22 protein-coding genes and 1 pseudogene are annotated in these 18,079 nt (G+C 59.0%); 8 read left to right on the top strand and 15 right to left on the bottom strand.

What is annotated here, in order from left to right; translation table 11 throughout:
• Nucleotides 1–18: 18 nt before the first annotated feature.
• A complete protein-coding gene (gene yedA, locus HNQ50_RS15055) occupies nucleotides 19–891 on the bottom strand; it encodes a drug/metabolite exporter YedA (RefSeq protein WP_184102018.1) in 873 nt (290 codons plus the stop codon).
• Nucleotides 892–1,054: 163 nt separating this feature from the next.
• Here yedA and hslU point away from each other — a divergent pair, with 163 nt between their 5' ends.
• Nucleotides 1,055–2,383 (top strand): ATP-dependent protease ATPase subunit HslU, encoded by a 1,329-nt coding sequence (hslU, locus tag HNQ50_RS15050; RefSeq protein ID WP_184102017.1) that lies wholly within the window; start codon nucleotides 1,055–1,057, stop codon nucleotides 2,381–2,383.
• A gap of 62 nt (nucleotides 2,384–2,445) precedes the next feature.
• Here the strand turns inward: hslU and HNQ50_RS15045 are convergent, their stop codons facing one another.
• Entirely contained in the window at nucleotides 2,446–3,075 is a 630-nt protein-coding gene (locus HNQ50_RS15045) for a LysE family translocator (RefSeq protein ID WP_184102016.1), read from the bottom strand.
• A gap of 172 nt (nucleotides 3,076–3,247) precedes the next feature.
• Between HNQ50_RS15045 and HNQ50_RS15040 the strand changes: the two genes are divergently transcribed.
• Both HNQ50_RS15040 and trhA read left to right on the top strand, forming a co-directional pair.
• Entirely contained in the window at nucleotides 3,248–4,129 is an 882-nt protein-coding gene (locus HNQ50_RS15040; RefSeq protein ID WP_184102015.1) for a phosphoribosylaminoimidazolesuccinocarboxamide synthase, read from the top strand.
• 262 nt (nucleotides 4,130–4,391) lie between these two features.
• Nucleotides 4,392–5,009, top strand: a complete 618-nt coding sequence (gene trhA / locus HNQ50_RS15035; RefSeq protein WP_184102014.1) for a PAQR family membrane homeostasis protein TrhA — start codon at nucleotides 4,392–4,394, stop codon at nucleotides 5,007–5,009.
• A gap of 593 nt (nucleotides 5,010–5,602) precedes the next feature.
• Here the strand turns inward: trhA and HNQ50_RS15030 are convergent.
• On the bottom strand, nucleotides 5,603–6,202 hold the full coding sequence (locus tag HNQ50_RS15030) for a Maf family protein (protein ID WP_184102013.1): 600 nt from the start codon (nucleotides 6,200–6,202) through the stop codon (nucleotides 5,603–5,605).
• Nucleotides 6,203–6,212: 10 nt separating this feature from the next.
• Nucleotides 6,213–6,683: a 23S rRNA (pseudouridine(1915)-N(3))-methyltransferase RlmH gene (rlmH, locus tag HNQ50_RS15025; RefSeq protein ID WP_184102012.1), complete on the bottom strand. Its 471-nt coding sequence runs from the start codon at nucleotides 6,681–6,683 to the stop codon at nucleotides 6,213–6,215.
• A 57-nt stretch (nucleotides 6,684–6,740) separates the two neighbouring features.
• Here rlmH and HNQ50_RS15020 point away from each other — a divergent pair, with 57 nt between their 5' ends.
• Nucleotides 6,741–7,478 (top strand): pseudouridine synthase, encoded by a 738-nt coding sequence (locus HNQ50_RS15020; protein WP_184102011.1) that lies wholly within the window; start codon nucleotides 6,741–6,743, stop codon nucleotides 7,476–7,478.
• 214 nt (nucleotides 7,479–7,692) lie between these two features.
• Here HNQ50_RS15020 and fos read toward each other — a convergent pair whose 3' ends face one another.
• From fos to HNQ50_RS14990, 7 genes and pseudogenes are all read right to left on the bottom strand, one after another.
• Complete coding sequence (fos, locus tag HNQ50_RS22190) at nucleotides 7,693–8,112, bottom strand: fosfomycin resistance glutathione transferase (RefSeq protein WP_246428752.1); 420 nt, start codon at nucleotides 8,110–8,112, stop codon at nucleotides 7,693–7,695.
• Nucleotides 8,113–8,226: 114 nt separating this feature from the next.
• Nucleotides 8,227–8,685: pseudogene (locus tag HNQ50_RS22185) on the bottom strand (FMN-binding negative transcriptional regulator); the annotation flags it as partial.
• Between the two features lie 87 nt (nucleotides 8,686–8,772).
• Nucleotides 8,773–9,459, bottom strand: coding sequence for a DNA alkylation repair protein (locus HNQ50_RS15010; RefSeq protein ID WP_184102009.1), 687 nt, complete (start codon nucleotides 9,457–9,459; stop codon nucleotides 8,773–8,775).
• A complete protein-coding gene (locus HNQ50_RS15005; RefSeq protein ID WP_184102008.1) occupies nucleotides 9,456–10,595 on the bottom strand; it encodes a 5-(carboxyamino)imidazole ribonucleotide synthase in 1,140 nt (379 codons plus the stop codon). The genes HNQ50_RS15010 and HNQ50_RS15005 overlap by 4 nt, the downstream gene beginning before the upstream one ends.
• A 5-nt stretch (nucleotides 10,596–10,600) precedes the next feature.
• Nucleotides 10,601–10,879, bottom strand: coding sequence for a hypothetical protein (locus HNQ50_RS15000; protein WP_184102007.1), 279 nt, complete (start codon nucleotides 10,877–10,879; stop codon nucleotides 10,601–10,603).
• On the bottom strand, nucleotides 10,876–11,361 hold the full coding sequence (purE, locus tag HNQ50_RS14995) for a 5-(carboxyamino)imidazole ribonucleotide mutase (protein ID WP_184102006.1): 486 nt from the start codon (nucleotides 11,359–11,361) through the stop codon (nucleotides 10,876–10,878). The genes HNQ50_RS15000 and purE overlap by 4 nt, the downstream gene beginning before the upstream one ends.
• 343 nt (nucleotides 11,362–11,704) lie before the next feature.
• Entirely contained in the window at nucleotides 11,705–13,024 is a 1,320-nt protein-coding gene (locus HNQ50_RS14990; RefSeq protein WP_184102005.1) for an NAD(P)/FAD-dependent oxidoreductase, read from the bottom strand.
• A gap of 235 nt (nucleotides 13,025–13,259) precedes the next feature.
• Here HNQ50_RS14990 and HNQ50_RS14985 point away from each other — a divergent pair, with 235 nt between their 5' ends.
• A complete protein-coding gene (locus HNQ50_RS14985; RefSeq protein WP_184102004.1) occupies nucleotides 13,260–14,132 on the top strand; it encodes a S1/P1 nuclease in 873 nt (290 codons plus the stop codon).
• Between the two features lie 264 nt (nucleotides 14,133–14,396).
• Nucleotides 14,397–14,606 carry a transcription antiterminator/RNA stability regulator CspE gene (cspE, locus tag HNQ50_RS14980; RefSeq protein WP_184102003.1) on the top strand — a complete coding sequence of 70 codons (210 nt, stop codon included), beginning with the start codon at nucleotides 14,397–14,399 and terminating at the stop codon, nucleotides 14,604–14,606.
• Nucleotides 14,607–14,696: 90 nt separating this feature from the next.
• Here cspE and HNQ50_RS14975 read toward each other — a convergent pair whose 3' ends face one another.
• Genes HNQ50_RS14975 through HNQ50_RS14965 form a run of 3 tightly spaced genes read right to left on the bottom strand, consistent with a single transcriptional unit; the run spans nucleotide 14,697 to nucleotide 16,333 of the window.
• Entirely contained in the window at nucleotides 14,697–15,155 is a 459-nt protein-coding gene (locus HNQ50_RS14975; protein WP_184102002.1) for a carboxymuconolactone decarboxylase family protein, read from the bottom strand.
• 57 nt (nucleotides 15,156–15,212) lie between these two features.
• On the bottom strand, nucleotides 15,213–16,118 hold the full coding sequence (locus tag HNQ50_RS14970; protein WP_184102001.1) for an RNA polymerase sigma-70 factor: 906 nt from the start codon (nucleotides 16,116–16,118) through the stop codon (nucleotides 15,213–15,215).
• A 50-nt stretch (nucleotides 16,119–16,168) separates the two neighbouring features.
• Nucleotides 16,169–16,333 carry a hypothetical protein gene (locus HNQ50_RS14965; protein WP_184102000.1) on the bottom strand — a complete coding sequence of 55 codons (165 nt, stop codon included), beginning with the start codon at nucleotides 16,331–16,333 and terminating at the stop codon, nucleotides 16,169–16,171.
• A gap of 141 nt (nucleotides 16,334–16,474) precedes the next feature.
• Between HNQ50_RS14965 and HNQ50_RS14960 the strand changes: the two genes are divergently transcribed.
• Nucleotides 16,475–16,675, top strand: a complete 201-nt coding sequence (locus tag HNQ50_RS14960) for a hypothetical protein (protein WP_184101999.1) — start codon at nucleotides 16,475–16,477, stop codon at nucleotides 16,673–16,675.
• Nucleotides 16,676–16,753: 78 nt separating this feature from the next.
• Here the strand turns inward: HNQ50_RS14960 and def are convergent, their stop codons facing one another.
• A complete protein-coding gene (gene def / locus HNQ50_RS14955) occupies nucleotides 16,754–17,290 on the bottom strand; it encodes a peptide deformylase (RefSeq protein ID WP_184101998.1) in 537 nt (178 codons plus the stop codon).
• Nucleotides 17,291–17,393: 103 nt separating this feature from the next.
• Between def and HNQ50_RS14950 the strand changes: the two genes are divergently transcribed.
• A complete protein-coding gene (locus HNQ50_RS14950) occupies nucleotides 17,394–18,044 on the top strand; it encodes a HugZ family pyridoxamine 5'-phosphate oxidase (protein WP_184101997.1) in 651 nt (216 codons plus the stop codon).
• Nucleotides 18,045–18,079: the final 35 nt, after the last annotated feature.

The following is an 18,079-nucleotide window of genomic DNA, read 5'->3' as shown; positions in this document are numbered from 1 at the left end:
CGCCTTTCCCCAACAACCCTACCCCTTGCGGGCATGCGCCCACACAATCAACGCCACGCCGCCCAAAATCACCGCCATCCCGCCCAGCAGCGGCAGGCTGATCGCCTCGCCGGCAAAGGTCGCACCCAGTAACACGGCCACCACCGGGTTCACATAGGCATAGCTGGTCGCCAATGCGGGCCGGGAATGGTTGATGACATACACAAACGCGCTGTACGCCACGATAGAGCCAAACGTAATCAGATACAGCAGCGCGCCAAGGCTGGCCGCTGGCACATGCGCGGGCAGGTGTTCACCCAGCGCCTGACTCATGATGGATAACACCACGCCGCCGCCCAGCATTTGTACAGCTGCAGACATCCCGCCCTTGGGCATATCCAGCCGGCGCTGCAAAATGGTCGCAAACGACCAGGTGGCGGCGGCAATGATCACCAGGATCACCCCGCCGGGGCTGGCGGCGGCAGAGGCATCCAGATTCAGCAACACCACCCCGGCCAGCCCCAGGCCCACGCCCAGCCACTCCAGCACTTTGGGCCGGGTACCAAACATCCAGCCAAACACAATGGCAAACACCGGGCCACTGGCGACCAGCAAGGCGGCAAGGCCGGAAGAGACGCTTTGTTCTGCCAGGCACACAAAGCCGTTGCCGACACTCATCATCATGGCGCCAATGATGACCCCGTTACGCCACTGGCGCAGGCTGGGCCAGGCCACACCGCGCAAACGGAACCAGCTCAGCAACAACGCACCGGCGGTGGTCATGCGAATGGCGGCCAGAATCAGTGGCGGAAACCCGGTAAGGCCAATGCGGATCGCCAGATAGGTCGAGCCCCAGACCACGTAAACAATAAAGAGACAGAAAATCAGGGCGGAGGAACGCGGTTGCGGCATGAAGATAAACCAGAGAACCCGGCAGCAGGATCGCTACAGCGGGTCCGCCATGATGCGCTTTATTGCCATTGCCCGCAGGGTACAGCCGGCCTTGAAAAACGCCACAACAGCCTGAACCTTGATTTCAGACCAGTTAGAAGCATCAAGGATACGGATACCCACCATGACGACCATGACCCCGCACGAAATCGTGCATGAGCTGGATAAACACATCGTTGGCCAGAAAGACGCCAAAAAGGCGGTGGCGATTGCGTTGCGCAACCGCTGGCGCCGCCAGCAGGTGGCCGAGCCGCTGCGCCATGAAATCACCCCCAAGAATATTCTGATGATCGGGCCGACCGGTGTGGGCAAAACCGAGATTGCCCGCCGTCTGGCCAAGCTGGCTGACGCGCCGTTTATCAAGGTGGAAGCCACCAAATTCACGGAAGTGGGCTATGTCGGCAAGGACGTCGACAGCATTATCCGGGACCTGACCGAGATCGCCGTCAAGGGTGCGCGTGACCGTGCCATGGCGCGCAACCGCGTGCGGGCCGAAGACGCCGCTGAAGACCGGATTCTGGATGTACTGGTGCCGCGTCCACCCAAAGGCCCGTTTGGGCCAAACCCGGAGCTGGACGACGCGGGCAAGGAAACCCGCCAGAAATTCCGCAAAATGCTGCGCGAAGGGCAGTTGAACGAGAAGGAAATCGAGATCGAAATCGCCGCTTCTGCGCCGACCATGGATGTCATGGGCCCGCCGGGGATGGAAGATTTCACCAGCCAGTTGCAAGACATGTTCAAGGGCGCCATGGCCGGCAAGACCAGCACCAAAAAGCTGAAGATCACCGAGGCCATGAAACTGTTGGTGGAAGAAGAATCCGCCAAACTCGTGAACGAAGAAGAAGCCCGTGCCGAAGCGCTCAAAGCCGTGGAACAGAACGGCATTGTGTTTATCGACGAGATCGACAAGGTCACCAGCCGGGCCGAAGGTGCGGCCGGTGAAGTCAGCCGCCAGGGCGTACAGCGGGATTTGTTGCCGCTGGTGGAAGGCACCACCGTCACCACCAAGTACGGCATGATCAAGACCGACCACATCCTGTTCATTGCCTCGGGTGCATTTCATCTGGCCAAGCCGTCTGATCTGATCCCGGAACTGCAAGGGCGCTTTCCGATTCGTGTCGAGTTGTCCTCGTTGTCGGTAGATGATTTCAAACGCATCCTGACCGAAACCGATGCCTGCCTGATGAAGCAGTACGAAGCGCTGCTGGCAACGGAAGGCGTGCAGCTTTCGTTCAACGACGAAGCCTTGCACCGCATTGCCGAGATTGCCTGGAGCGTGAATGAGCGCACCGAGAATATCGGCGCGCGCCGGCTCTCTACCGTCATGGAAAAGCTGCTGGAAGACCTGTCTTATGAGGCGAAATCCGGCGCAGTGCAAATTGATGCCGAAGCGGTGAATACCAAGCTGGGCAAGTTGGTGGGTGACGAGAATCTGTCGCGCTATATGTTGTAATGCGGTCACTGCTGACCAATAAAAAAGGCGCCTTCATGGCGCCTTTTTTGATGGGTGTGTGGTTAGCGGGAAATAATCAGCTTGAGTCCCAGCCCGACAAAGATCGTCCCGGCAATGCGATCCAGCCACAAACCCGCCCGGGGGCGGCGATTCAGCCACTGCCCTACCGCGCCCGAAAAATACCCCAGCAAGCCAAACAGCACCGCGGCCTGCGTGGTAAAGATCAAACCCAGCTGCAACGTTTGCAATGCCACGTTGCCGTGGCTGGCAATCACAAACTGCGGCAAGAAGGCGAGGAAAAACAGCACAACTTTCGGGTTGATGGCATTGGCAAACAAACCTTTGCCAAACAGTCGCCACGCCGAATCCTTAAGCGCATTCTCTTGCGCAACCTGCGCCCCACCCCGGCTTTTCAGAGCCTGAATCCCCAGCCAGACCAGGTACAGACCGCCTGCCACCTTGAGCGTGGTAAACGCAAGCGGGCTGGCGGCAATCAAGGCACTGATGCCCAGTGTGGCCAGTACGGTGTGGCTGATGCAGCCCAGCGCGCAACCCAAACCAAACGCCATGCCGTTTTTGCGGCCTCGGGAGATACCGATCCCCAGCACCATCAGGTTATCCGGCCCGGGCGAGACGGTAATGAGCATGGCCGCGGCCAGAAAGCCGAGGAATAGTTGCGGGTCGAGCCACATGGCAGGCCTCAATGTTGGATAGAAAATCTGCAGCGTATTTTACGTGGCTGTTTTGCCAGCGCCAAACCTTGCGCCGGCGCACCCTCTTGTCAGTCGGGATATGCATCTGCGCTGCCCGACAAGAAGAGTTACAGGCATAATTCGCATTTTTGCCAGCGCAGGGATGCCTTTCATGACCGGACTGACGAGCACCAACCTTACCAGCCTGAAGAAGATTTACTCGGGCAAAGTGCGTGATCTGTATGAGATCGACGACCAACGCATGTTGATGATCGCCACAGACCGGCTCTCTGCGTTTGACGTCATCCTCAACGAGCCGATTCCGGAAAAAGGCAAGATCCTGACCGCGATCTCCAATTTCTGGTTCGCCAGGTTTGATGGTCTGGTCCCTAACCACTTTACCGGCGACCAGCCCGAAGACGTGGTCAGCGCCGCCGATCTGCCGCAAGTAGAAGGCCGCGCCGTGGTGTGCAAGCGCCTCAAGCCCGTGCCGGTTGAAGCCGTGGTACGCGGTTATATCGTCGGTGGCGGGTGGAAAGACTACAAGGCCACCGGCAAGGTCAGCGGTATCGCGCTGCCCGCCGGTCTGGTTGAAGCCGACAAACTGCCAGAGCCCATCTTCACGCCGTCCACCAAAGCCGCCGTGGGCGACCATGACGAGCCGATCTCGTTTGAAGAAGTGGAAAAACTGATCGGTGCCGATCTGGCCGCGCAAGTGCGCGACACCGCCATCCAGCTCTACAAGGCGGCGTCTGAATTTGCAGCCACACGCGGCATCATCATTGCCGATACCAAGTTTGAGTTTGGCCTGGATGAAAACGGCACGCTGACCCTGATGGACGAAGCCCTGACGCCGGATTCCAGCCGTTTCTGGCCGGCCGACCAATACGCGCCGGGCAGCAACCCGCCCAGCTATGACAAACAGTTTGTGCGCGACTGGCTGGAATCCGTGGGCTGGAACAAAACCCCGCCGGCACCCACCTTGCCGCAAGACGTGGCTGACCGTACCGCCGCCAAGTATCGCGAGGCGCTGGATAAGCTGACTGGTCAATAAGGGGTTGAGCGTTCTACAAACAAAGGGTCCTGCGCGGGCCCTTTGTTTTTGCTCAAACAAATAGGCGACATAGTTTCATCCAGGTCAAATTCAGTGTTTACTGATATTTATTCTGGATAAATCACTGTAAAAAACCCTCCGTTTTACGGTAACTTTTACCAGATCGCCAAACTGCGTCATGCGCTACGCATAAATACCACCCGTTTCGGGAAGGGAACGGGTAAGTTAGCGCCAACCGAACATGAAAAGGCCAAGTCGAACCATGTATCGCGGAGAACGGTTCAACGGTTACAGCCACCTGGCAGGCGCCATTTTGTCCACCATTGGTCTGGTGCTGCTGATTGTGTATTCCAGCATGCACAGTGATGCCTGGAAAGTGGTCAGCACCGCCATCTATGGCAGCACACTGGTGCTGCTGTACACCATTTCCACGCTGTACCACAGCCTGCGCGGCCGCGCCAAAGCGGTATTCCAGAAACTGGATTACTGCGCCATTTACCTGTTGATTGCCGGCAGCTACACGCCGTTCGCTCTCGTCACCCTGCGCGGCCCTTGGGGCTGGACGCTCTTTGGCGTGAACTGGGCGCTGGCGGTGATCGGCATTATCCAGGAAATGCTGATCGGCAAGCGCACGCGCTTGTTCTCCATGCTGATCTATGTCGCCATGGGCTGGATGGTGGTCTTTGCCCTGAAACCGCTGATGGCCGCGTTGCCGACGGTGGGTTTTTACTGGCTGGCGGCGGGCGGCATCATCTACACCGTGGGGATCATCTTCTTTTTGTTTGATGAGAAGGTGAAGCACTTTCATGGGATCTGGCACTTGTTTGTGCTGGCGGGGAGTCTGTGTCAGTTCGTCAGTATTTTTGGGTATGTGGGGTGAGGTAGTCTGCGCCCTGGATGGAAAAAGCCGCCTGGTTGGGCGGCTTTTTTGTTGGGTGCCTCCGGCAAAGGCCACCCGCGGTGGTCGGCTGGATTCCGGCGTTCGCCGGAATGGCGAGGTTGTGGAAAGACCCAGCCCCACAGCTCTGGCCAGCATTGCAGCTGGATTCCCGCCTCCGCGGGAATGACGAAGTGGGAGGCCAGATCGGTCATCCTTGCGAAGAGATGGTTTGCGGGGTTGGGGTTGTTTTTGACGTACCTCCCCTCCGGCAGCGCCGAGCATCGCAGCAAGGCGCGGGGTTTCGGCGGAGGGGTGTCTGAGCCCGCAGGGCGAGTTCCCGCAGCCAGCCGAGCCTTGCGAGAAGCGCAGGGAATTCGCGCAGCGAACGCTGCCGCAGGGGTCGCCTTTCTTTGGTTACTTTCTTTGGGGCCGCCGAGGTGGCGAAGCAAAGAAAGTAACGTGGGCCCGGCACTCCGGGTATCAAATGCCTTTGAAACCCGCGCCGTCAGGCGCTAACACGCCAACATCACAGTCGGTGGATTGTCGCTCTCGCTCCGAATCCACCCTACGTGCCTCCAGGGCAAGAACGGGCCTCAAGCCAGAAACCCCATCCCGTATCTCCCCAACAACACCGCCGTCTCATGCAATGGCAGCCCCATCACGCCGGTGAAACTGCCTTCCAGCCGCGCCACAAACAGCCCACCGCGCCCTTGAATGCCATAAGAACCGGCTTTGTCCATGGGCTCGCCACTGGCCACGTAGTCTGCAATTTGCGCATCACTGAGCACTGCAAAGTGCACCACACTGCTCGACAAGACCACCTCCACGCCGCCGGCATGACGCAAACCCAGGCTGGTCAGCACTTCATGGCTGGAGCCAGACAACGTCTTCAGCATGCGCGTGGCATCGACGGCGTTTTCCGGCTTGCCCAGGATGGCATTGCCCAGCACGACCGTGGTATCCGCCGCCAGAACCGGCCGTATGGGCAGGTTCTGCGCAATCATGGCCTGCCAGCCGCTCTCGGCCTTGGCATGCGCCAGGCGCAGCACGTAATCGCGCGCGCTCTCGCCGGGCTGTGGGGTTTCATCCACCGGCGCGGCGATGCGCTCGAAAGTGACACCGGTTTGCGCCAGCAATTCTTTGCGGCGCGGGCTGCCGGAAGCCAGGTAAAGGTCAATCTGGGAAGATGTCATCGGGGCAAGCTCATTCGCGGTGATAAGGGTGATTGTGCAGGATGGAATACGCACGGTAGAGCTGCTCAGCCAGCAGTACGCGCACCATGCCATGCGGCAGGGTCAGGGCAGAGAGTTGCAGTAGTTGGTCAGCGCGCTGCTTGACGGAGGGGTCGAGCCCATCGGTGCCGCCGATGATGAACACCGCGTCACGCCCATCGGTGTGCCAGTGCTTCATGTTTTCGGCCAGTTTCATGGTGGTCCAGTTGGTGCCGCGCTCGTCCAGCGCAAATACGCGCGCGCCTTGCGGAATGGCCGCCAGGATGCGCTCGGCCTCTTCCGCCATGACTTGCTGCGGCGTGCGCCCGCCAGAGCGTTTGTCCGGTTTGAGTTCAACCAGGCTGATGGCGAATTCACGCGGCATGCGTTTGACGTATTCGCCAAAGCCGTCTTCGATCCAGCCGGGCATTTTGTGGCCAACGGCAATGATGATGAGTTTCATGGTATTTCAAGGTATAAACGTTGGGTCGAACTTTACCCGCATGCGTAGAAACCCGAAATGCCCGCTGTCGAACCCACCCTTTCCTGTACTGACTTTAACGCGCTATCCGTACTCTATGCGCATGATGATTTTTTGCTGGTGTACAAACCGGCCGGGCTGGGTTTTCACCGGGAAGGCGATGAAGCGGGCGTGATGGATTTGCTGCGCGCACAACACGAGGGCGCGCTGTACCCATTGCACCGGCTGGATCGCATTACCTCCGGACTGTTACTGGTGGCCCGCAGCAGCGGCGCCGCACGCGGTTTTGGCGAACGCTTTGCGACACGCGGACTGGAAAAATTCTATCTAGCGCTATCGGCGCGCAAGCCGGCCAAAAAACAGGGAACGATTGCCGGCGGCATGCAAAGTGGCCGTGGCGGGAACTGGTTGCTCACACGGGACACAGCGAATTACGCGGTGACGCAGTTTTTCAGCTACGGTCTCGGCGATGGCTTGCGCGGTTTTCTGCTGCGGCCCCGCAGCGGGCGTACCCACCAGTTGCGCGTGGCGCTTAAAAGCGTGGGCGCGCCGATTCTGGGCGATACCCGTTACGGCGGCGACGCGGCCGACCGGGGCTACCTGCACGCTTATGCGCTGCGTTTTGAATGGGCCGGAACGGACTGGGCATTCAGATTGTTACCCGGCAGCGGCACGCAATGGCCCACAGCGTGGCCAGAAGTGGCCGTGCCAGACCTGCAGTCGCCCTGGGATCTGCCCTGGCCGGTGACCCGGGACCCACATCCGAAGTCAGCATAAAGTCAGATTTTCCGCTGGCCGGTTTCAGCCAAGGGGTCAGCGGCGTCAGCAGACATAAGGTTAAACGCTAATATGGTGCCCGTTGAGACATGAATCCTGGCTCATCATTGCAGGGCTGGCTTGCATGCCCCCGCAAGTGTCCCTGCAGTAGCAACCGCTGTACGCGCCCATCTTCCGGCCTCCCTGTAGGGGGCCGGTTTTTTTTGCGCGCCGGTCAGAAGAACTGCATGCCCGCCCAGGGCGCAGCATGGCAAGCGGCCAGACGGCTGGCCAGATCCCCTACATGCAGCTCCAGCCGGTGATCATCCGGATCAAGGAAATAGAACGAATCACCCTCGCTGCGATTGTCTTTCCAGGTGCGCGCGCCCTGCTGCTGCAAACGCGTCACCAGCCCGGTGAAATCGTTCGGGCTAACGCTAAAGGCGATGTGTGTGTAATCGGTCCCCGCAGAGACCACATCATGCGACAAACACAGCCATTGGCCACCCACCGTCAGATACGCGCCCTTATCCCACTGCGCATGCAAGCGTGCGCCCAGGGCATCGACATAAAAGCGTACCGAGCGCTCGACTTCGGTCACCGCCAGGGTTAGATGATTGATACCGCCCACTTGTGGGCCAGCGGCCGGTTGCATGGCTTGGGCCAAGGCGGCTTCACCACGGGCGTGCAGCGCCTGGATCACCCCGGCTTGATCGGCCTGCGGGCGGTTTTGCGAAAGTTTGAACTTGCCTTCCCACTGCGTGACATCCAGTTCAAACGCCACAATGTAGTCAGACAGCTTGCTGACGTAGTCCGGGGGCATCACGCTGGCAGCAATGCCGGCCGGCTCGTAAAAACCGAACAGGGCGGCCAGCGTGGCAGCCGGATCATCCACCAGCCGGATTGTGCCGGTGGCATGCACGGCCTGGTAATTCCAGGTGGGTACCGCCGGGCCCTTGGCATACCAACTCGGCGAAATATAGCCGTGCGCTCCCTGAAAGATGGCGAGTACGGGCGCCTCTGCGGACCAGTGCTGCCAATGCGGATTGGCCCGCGCCACGTGCCCGCACAAGTGGTCTCCCGTGTCGTCACTACGCAATAGCAGCGGCACGTGACTGGCAAATGGCACGCCATCGACCACGCTGATCAGCGTGGCAAAACTGTTGGCCCGCACAAAATCATGCAAGGATGGCGTATCCGTAACGGCAAAGTGCTGGGGCGTGTACATGCGGCGGCCTGCGAGCGAGCAAAACGCTTATGTTGGCACAGGCGTATAGCAGGGCAACAGCAACAGTCCGGGGCAATGACAAGCGGGTCAGTTGCCCAGATGTTTACTGGCTTCCCGCACCGACAGCGGGGAGAACCGGTGGCCGTGTTGCGCCAGGAAAGCGCGAACCGTCTCCGGCGCAGTCCAGGCATATTCACGCAGCGCCCAGCCTATGGCTTTGCGGATAAAGAAATCCGTATGCCCGGCATTGCGCAGGCAGGCGTCAAACAAGCGCGGAACATCGGTGCGCTCTTTCCAGCCCAGTTGATAGATGATGGCGGTGCGCCGCAGCCAAAGGTGGTCGCTTTCGACCAGCGCATCCAGTTGCGTCACCTCTTGTGGATAACGCGCCACCAGTCGGCCCACGCAATGGCTGGCCAGCGTGTCGACCGTATCCCACCAGGACTTCTGCGTCACCAGCGCCAGCAAAACCGGCAATGCCGCAGGGGTAAGGGTGTTTTCTGCCCGCTCCAGCAGGTCACAGGCGGCGTACTGGTATTCACGCGCCGGTTGTTGCCACAGCGCCTGGGCCAGCGCCAGCACCTCGGCTTCCGTCAGGACCGCTTTGGCGGATTTTTCCAGCGAGCGGGTCAGCAGGCGCCGTTGCGGCGTGGGGATGCCTGAATAAACAAAATGGCCGCGCATATAGGCGGCCATTTTTTCAGCGCGGATGGGGTCCGCAGCGGGGGCCAGCGTGGTTTCATACTGCGCCAGCCAGCCCGCCAGATCACTCACAGCGTGTCCTTGATCGCCAACGCTTGTTCCAGTGCAGCGTCGGCATTGTCGGCCATGACGTTGAAATGCCCCATCTTGCGGCCGATGCGCGCTTCTTTCTTGCCGTACAAATGCAGTTTGGCATTCGGCGCAGTCATCAAGACTTCCCATTGCGGCTCGGCGTTGTTCTCACCCCAGCTATCACCCAGCAGGTTCACCATCACCGCCGGCCGCAGCAAATCGGCCTTGCCGGGATACAGCCCGCACATGGCCCGCACTTGTTGTTCAAACTGGCTGGTGAGGGTAGCGTCGAGCGTGTAATGGCCGGAGTTGTGCGGGCGCGGAGCCATTTCGTTGATGACCAGCTTGTCGCCTTCCAGCACAAAGAATTCCACCGCCAGCACACCCACATAGTCGAGCTTCTCGACCAATTGCAGGGCCATGCTGCGGGCGCGCTCAAGCAATGCATCGCCTATTCGCGCTGGCACAATGGAGATATCCAGAATGCCATTCACATGCTGGTTCTCGGCCACCGGGAAACACACCGCCTCACCAGCACGGGTGCGGGTAACGATGGCAGACACTTCCGCCACCAGGGGCAGCATCTTTTCCAGCACACAGGCCTGATGCTTCATGTTGGAGAGCGCCAGACGGGCTTCTTCTGCGGTATTGACGCGGACCTGGCCTTTGCCGTCGTAACCCATGCGGGCCGTTTTCAGAATGCCAGGCAGATACGGGGTCAGATCGCCCGCCAGATCGCCGGAGTTATGCACGGCCAGGAACGGCGCAGTATCCAGGCCGGCATTGCGGATAAACGTTTTTTCAGCAATGCGATCCTGGGCAATCGCCACGGCGTCACCCGACGGGCTGACCGTCAGACCCTGCTGCGCCAGCCAGCGCATGCTGTCAGCGTTCACGTTTTCAAATTCAGTGGTCACTGCCGCACAGGTTTGCGCCAATTGCGCCAGGGCTTGCGGATCGGTGTAGGGTTTGGCAATGTGGACGTCGGCAAAGTCTGCGGCGGGCGATTGCGGATCAGGATCAAGCACAGTGACCCGGTAGCCCATGGTTTTGGCGGCTGTGGCAAACATGCGGCCAAGCTGGCCACCACCCAGAATGCCCAGCATGGCGGGTGGAAGAATCGGCTTCTTGGCCATTATTTTCAGTCCTTTTCTCGTTTTGCTTTGAGGATTTGCAACTGAGCAAACCCCCATAAGGCCAGTCCGTAGACCAAACCGGCCGTCAAACCCAATGGAAACGTGTGCAATATCCCTGAAACAAGGTCAGGGCTAATACCATTTAGCGCACGCACCAGATACAACAGCAAATTACCCGGCACACCCAGGCAAACCATCCCGCGCCATAGCACGCAGCGCCACCAGCCCTGATCAATGATGAGCTGGTAGCGGGCCAGTTCGTCCTCGGCGTCGTCCTGACTCATACCTCAGGCAGCGTCATATCCAGCACGGTTTGCTCTTGCTTTGCCCGGAATGCAGCCAGCTTTTCGGCCAGTTCAGGGCTTTGCGCAGCCAGGATCGCCACCGCGAACAGACCGGCGTTGGCCGCCCCGGCTTCACCAATGGCGAAGGTCGCCACCGGCACGCCCTTGGGCATCTGCACGATCGACAATAGCGAGTCTTCCCCGCGTAAATACTTGGATGGCACGGGTACACCCAGTACCGGCACCGTTGTTTTGGCGGCGATCATACCCGGCAGATGGGCTGCGCCACCGGCACCGGCAATGATGCATTGCAGGCCGCGCTCACGGGCGGTTTCTGCGTATTCGAACATCAGGTCTGGCGTACGGTGCGCCGAGACCACTTTGCATTCAAATTCAACGCCAAATGCTTTGAGCTGTTCAACGGCCAGGCGCATGACGTCCCAGTCGCTGTTACTGCCCATGACTACCCCAACTTGCGCCATGCGGATTCACTCTCGGGAAAAACACCAAATCTTACCGAAGAATAGGGGGAAGCTGCCAATTGCCATTGGTCAGTGTGCGGTACAAAGGGGTGCAAAACAGTAGAAAAGCAGCGGAATTGAGCAAATGCCCATTTTTTTGCCAATGTCAATAATTAGATCATGATAATTGACCGGCGGCGGGGCGTGGACGAGGATTCGTGTTGCGCGGTGTGTTATCACGCCGCGCGGTTTCGTTTCCATCCTCTGTTTACAACGCCGCCCAACAAGGTCGGCGTTTTTTTTGCCTGTCGATCCCGGCCACCAGGGTAAAACCTGGGTGGCCGGAGCATCGCAACAAAGCGGCTTAATGCAGCTTGAGCGGCGGCTGCGCAATACGCCGCAACTTGTCGCCCACATACAAAAGCCCGGCCATCACCCAGCCATGCAACGCCGCCTGATGCATGCGGTACAGGGAAGAATAGATCAGCTTGGCACTCATCCCTTCCACATAATAGTCGCGCTTGGGCCCAACCACGGCCGCCAGCGAACCCACGGCGGTGTGCTTGCCCAGGGACACCATAATGCCTTGCGGCTTGAAGCGGAACGGCGCCACTTCCCGCCCGGCAAAATACTTCTCCAGCATCTCGGCCAGCCAGCGTGCTTGCTGGTGGGCGACTTGCGCCGTGGCCGCCAGCGGCGGACCACCCTCGCCATCGGTAGCAAACGCGCAATCACCCATCGCAAAAATATGCTTGTCTGTCACGGTTTGCAGCACCGAGGTCACTTCAATCTGGCCATTGCGGTTGGTTTGCAGGCCCAGCGTAGACAACCACGCCGCAGCCTTGACGCCCGCCGCCCAGACAATGATATCGGATTCAATATTGCGACCATCCGCCAGGACCACCTGGGTGGGCTGGACTTCCTGCACCTTGCTGCTGGTCAGTACGGCGATATTGCGCGCCTTCAATTCTTCCGTGGCATAGATAGAGAGCGACTCCGGCGCACCCGACAAAATGCGCGGCGCGGCTTCAATCACGCTGATGCGCAATTGATCTGGCGACAAGCGCGAGCCGTAGTTGTGGGCCTCGGTAATGGCGTGATGGATTTCTGCCGCCAGTTCCACGCCGGTGGGGCCGGCACCAATAATTGAAATACGCAATTCACGCAGCGGATCGTTGGTGGTCCCTACAATGAACGATTGGGCCAGCAAGCGTTTGCGCAGGCGATCTGCTTCGATCGGCGTGTTGAGTTGCATGGCGTTCTCTTGCACGCCCGGCGTGCCAAAGTCATTACACACCGCCCCCACCGCCAGCACCAGGGTGTCGTAATGGATGCTACGCGGACCGCACAACTCGGCTCCGTCTTCATCAAACACGGCGTTGAGACTGATGGTACGTGCTTCGCGATCCAGACCATTCATGAACCCGAATTCAAACTCGTATCCATGGCGATGCGCATGGGCGAAGTAATTGACTTCATCCTCACCCGTGTTGAGCGCGCCGGTAGCCACTTCATGCAGCAGCGGCTTCCAGATATGCGTTGGCGAGCCGTCCACCAGAATCACGCGCGCCTGGCCAGTGCGCCCCAGGTTGTGGCCCAGCCGTGCGGCCAGCTCCAGCCCGCCGGCGCCCCCGCCGACAATGACGATCTGGTGCACCCCGGCGGGTGTGTTGTTGTTGTTCATGGTTACCCCGTGGATATCAATGGTCTTGTTTTATTGAATTGCCTGAAGCTTGAGTCTGTTTTGGCACCGCCACGCCGCAGTGCCATGACTGGACGCAACTCGACCCGAATAACCGCAGAATGCCTGCCAAATACCTTGTTTGAAAACAAAATAATCACGTAGTGAACAGTCGTCTAATTAAAAGTTTGCGCTTTCCTGCCAACCCGTATAGAGGAGCCCTGCCATGACCCGGGCCATGAGCATCAGCCTGCTGATCGTGTTGCTGACCTTTGGTATATATAGCGGCCCGGCGCATGCCTGGGGCGCACAAGGACACCGGATTACCGGCCTGGTGGCCAACGCCCTGCTTACTCCGCAAAGCCGCGCTGCGCTACGGCAGATCCTGGGCACGGACAATCTGGCCGATGAAGCCAACTGGCTGGATCAAAATCGCGCCATGCTGGCCGCCCGCATTCCCGGCTCTGCCCAGTGGCATTACGACAATATCCCCCTGTGCACCACCAGCAGCCACGACAGCTACTGTCCGGACGGGCGCTGCGCCACCGCCGCCCTCGCCCGTTTCATGGCAGTGCTGCAAGACCCTGACGCCACCGTAGACGATCAACGCCTTGCCTTGCGCGTGGTCATTCACGTGGCGGGGGACTTAAGCCAGCCGCTGCATGCGGCAGATAACCACGACCGGGGCGGTAACGATGTACACGTGGTTTTTGCCGGCCAGCCAAGCAACTTGCATGCACTGTGGGATACCGGCCTGATCAAGCGCCTTTTGCGCGGCACCAGCGAGACCGCCTTTGCAGACCGCTTGCTGGCCGACTTTGCCCCGCATCTGGCCGACTGGAGCAAGGGCACGCCGGAACAATGGGCCGCGCAATCCAACGCGATTGCCCGTGCGCTCACCTATGGCGATTTGCCCGGCGGGCTAACCTGCCCGCAGCAGACCGCAGGGAGCCAGGTAGATATTCCGCTGGCGTATGCCGATGAAATGGCACCTGTACTGCGCCAGCAACTGACCATGGGCGGGACGCATATTGCGGCCCTGCTCAATGCCGCGTTTGCCGACTTCCCCAGCCACCAGCAAGCCGGAAAAACCCCTGACGCAGGCAAGTAATATCCCGCCCGCAGAGGTCAAAATGGTCGGCAAACCGCATTCAGCCTGGGCTTTGGCCTTTGGTCGAAAACTGTTTTTTACTATCGACAGCACCGTGAAACCTGTGTATGGTGCGTTCTGCAGTTTTCGATTCAGCATGACCACGGTTTACCCTGCTTTGCCCTCGTAGGCGTTTTGCCAGAGTTTCCCGGTACGTTTCCTGATCGTATGCACTACCGGAGCGTCTCGCTCCAATTTTCAAAATCTGTTTCAAAGGAACGTAGCATGTCTACTACTACCGGCACCGTAAAATGGTTTAACGACACCAAGGGCTTCGGCTTCATCACTCCGGACAACGGCGGCGCCGATCTGTTCGCTCACTTTTCCGAAATCACCGGTCAAGGCTTCAAGACCCTGAAGGAAAATCAGCGCGTTGAGTTTGAAGTCAAGCAAGGCCCGAAGGGTCTGCAAGCTGGCGCCATCCGCGCCATCTAATCCGCCGCGCACCTTGAGTGCACCGGATTAAATAAAAACCGCAGCCTGAGCTGCGGTTTTTTTATGCCTCAACACGATGCCCTCAAGACCTTAGTGCTTGAGTTTGGGCATCCCCACCGGCAAACGCATGCCCACGCCAAGGCGGTTCCAGGCATTCATCAGCGCGGCCACAAAAGTCAGTTCTACAATCTGCTGATCCGTGAAGTGCTCGCTCAACGGGGCAAAGTCTGCATCTGGCGCGCCGGTTTGCTCCAGTCGGGTCAGCGATTCCGCCCAGGCCAGCGCCACCCGTTCTTGCGGTGTATAAAACGTGTTCTCGCGCCAGGTGATCAGGCTATTGAGGCGGCGCGGGTCTTCACCGCCATCAATCAGTGCTTTCCAGTGCAGATCCACGCAATACGCGCAGCCATTGATTTGCGAGACGCGCAAAAACACCAACTCGATGAGTTTGCGATCCAGCGACGATGATTCCAGCACGGCGTTCACCTGGCCGAGCGCAGCGTACGCTTTGGGGGCCAGATCACGGGAAGGCAGACGGGGCGAGGTCATGGGAGGCTCCTTGAAGAATGAATCAAACATGCAGCTACCCAGCTTCAGGCAGCCGCTTCACTCTACAAGACGGACCAGCGGACCAAGTTGTGACAGCGCAGGATCGATCCGCGCCAGTTTGTCCGGATTACGCACCACATGAATGGCGTGTATCCGCTCACCATCGTGGCTGACGGACATCACGCAATCGAGTTGGCCGTAGTTGTAACGCAAAAGACCGGGCTCGCCATTCACCGTGGCAATCGCGTAATACACCGGTTTTTCGGCATACAACCGGACGAGGCATGCGTAGAACAAGACCAGGCGCTTGGCGCCATATAGCGGGCGCAGTGTGGCCATGACCTTCCCGCCGCCGTCACTGCTATAGATGGCGTTTTCATCGAGCAACGCCATGAGCGCCGCTTGATCACCCCGGGAAGAGGCGCGGGCAAAGCGCTGCAACAGATCCAGGTGCGCTTCTGGCGTGGCCTCAAACCGGGGCGAGTCGTCCTGCAAACGCGCCTTGGCCCGATGAACCAGTTGGCGGATCGCAGCCTGGCTTTTACCCAGCATGGCGGCAATTTCTGCGTAGTCCAGCTCAAAACTCTCGCGCAATAGAAACGCCGCGCGCTCCCACGGGGAGAGTTTTTCCAGCAAGGTGAGAAACGCCAGCGATAGCTCCCCCACATGCTCCAACTGTTGCAGGGGTTCCGGCGCGGCCTCGACTAATGGCTCCGGCAACCACTGACCGATGTAGTCGGCCCGCCTGCGCTTGGCTTCACGCAGGCGATCAATCGCCAGCCGGGTGACCACCGTGGTCAACCAGGCCTCGGGAATCTCGATACGGGTGCGGTCGGCCTCGTGCCAGCGTAGCCAGGCGTCTTGCAGGATGTCTTCCGCATCCGCCCGCATGCCGGTCATGCGATAGGCCATGGCAAACAGACGGGGTCGCAAAGCAGTAAATGAGAGAGCGGGTGCATTCATGGCAGTACGGTCAACCGGTGGAGGGATCACCACTGAGACGTGGCGGCCCTTCATTTTGTGACAGAGCCGGGGGTAATCACACCTTTTTGCTGCCCGCCGGATGTAGTTCTTCTGTCAAAAACAAGAAGTAAAACTACAAACAGATGAAACATGATGAGAAAATATGTAGCGTCCATCTGCCACATTTCATCTTCAAGCCCTTTGAAATCGAGCATTTTCGTTGATACACTGCATATCCAGTAACGATTTCATGTAGTCATCACATGTACATTCCGTAAATAATTCCTACGTAGTATAACTACGAACCATGTATACTGACGTCATCAAAATTCAAATCGATTTCAGGAGTACACACCATGGCAATCAGCATCCCTTTCTTTGGCAAGTCCGTTGAACTGCAACGTAACGCCCGCGTTAACCGCGCTGCGACCGTGAGCAAGCCCGAAGCCGTTGACGGCATCGTGATGTTCCAGAAGGGCAACAAGGCGAAAGTGTGCTGGGGTCCGGGCAACCAGACCGTTGAAGCGGTCCGCGATCTGACCCTGATCGTTGAATAAGCCCCCAAGGCAACCCAGAACACAAAAAGCCCCGCAATGCGGGGCTTTTTCTTTGTGCACCGCCGGCTAACCAGAGACTTAGTCGTCCGGGGCGTCGGTCAGGTCCGGGAACAGCACCTCCAGAAAACCAAAGCGCGTCATGTCACGGATGCGCTGCGGGTAAAGAATGCCCCACAGGTGATCGCACTCGTGCTGCACCACGCGGGCATGAAAACCTTCTGCCACGCGGTCAATGGGCTGGCCGTGCTGATCAAAGCCTTGATAACGGATTTTGGTATAACGCGGCACTTCGCCACGCAGGCCCGGTACAGACAGGCAGCCTTCCCAGCCGGCTTCTTCTTCATCGGTCAGCGGCGTGATCACCGGATTGATCAGAATAGTCTGCGGCACCGGGCTGGCGTCCGGGTAACGCGGGCTGGATTCAAAGCCAAAGATCACCACCTGCAGGTTCACACCGATTTGCGGCGCGGCAATGCCCACCCCGTTGTAGGCATGCATGGTATCGAACAGATCTTCGATCAGCGCTTTGAGCTCTGGCGTGTCAAACGCGGTGAGCGGGGCCGATTTTTCCTGCAGGCTCGGCGTGCCCATTTTCAATACCGTACGTACGGTCATAAGCTGGCCCTGGTGCTGGCCTTGCGGCCGGATCATCGTTGAACAAGGCAGCGCGTGCCTCTGCGCTACAATCGACATATTCCCAAAACAATAGCCGAATGTCATGCCCATCCACTATGCCGCGCAGTGGGTCCACCCCGCCCAAGCGCTCGCACGCCGTTGCCGGGAAGGCGTGCTGGCGACGCAATCCGTGCAATGGCCGGGCGTACCTTATGCCTCTTACCTGCCTTATGTGTGCGATGAAACGGGTTGCCCGCTCTTTGTGATCAGCGCGCTGGCCGAACACACGCAGAACCTGCAGGCCAATGCGCAATGCAGTTTTGTGGTGTTTGACAGCAGCGATGCTACGACCGAGCGGGTCACGCTGGTCGGCACCGCAGCACCGGTGACCCCTTCGCCCTTGCTTGCCGCCCGGCTGGCACGGTATCAGCCCCAGACGGCCCAGTTCCTGGCGCTGGGTGATTTTTCCATCTGGCGTCTCAAGGTGACGGCTTTGCGTTACATTGCTGGGTTCGGCCGCATGGGTTACAGCGATGCGACGCAATGGCAAGAAACGCCTTGCCTCTCACTGGAACAAGAAGCCCTCTGGCTGGATCAGATCAAAACATCCGGTGATCAGCGCCTCATCGGCATTGATTTTGATGGCGTGGATGTCTACCGGAATGGCAAGCTCATCCGTTATGGCTTCCAGGCACGGCCTTTGGATACCGATGCGCTATACGCCACGGTCACAAAGCAACTGGACACACAGTAAGAAGTGCAGTGGCGACCCGCGCCCTGCCCGAAACG

This window comes from Silvimonas terrae (assembly GCF_014202765.1).
Lineage (GTDB): Bacteria > Pseudomonadota > Gammaproteobacteria > Burkholderiales > Chitinibacteraceae > Silvimonas > Silvimonas terrae.
This window is presented reverse-complemented; position numbering and strand designations above follow the sequence as displayed.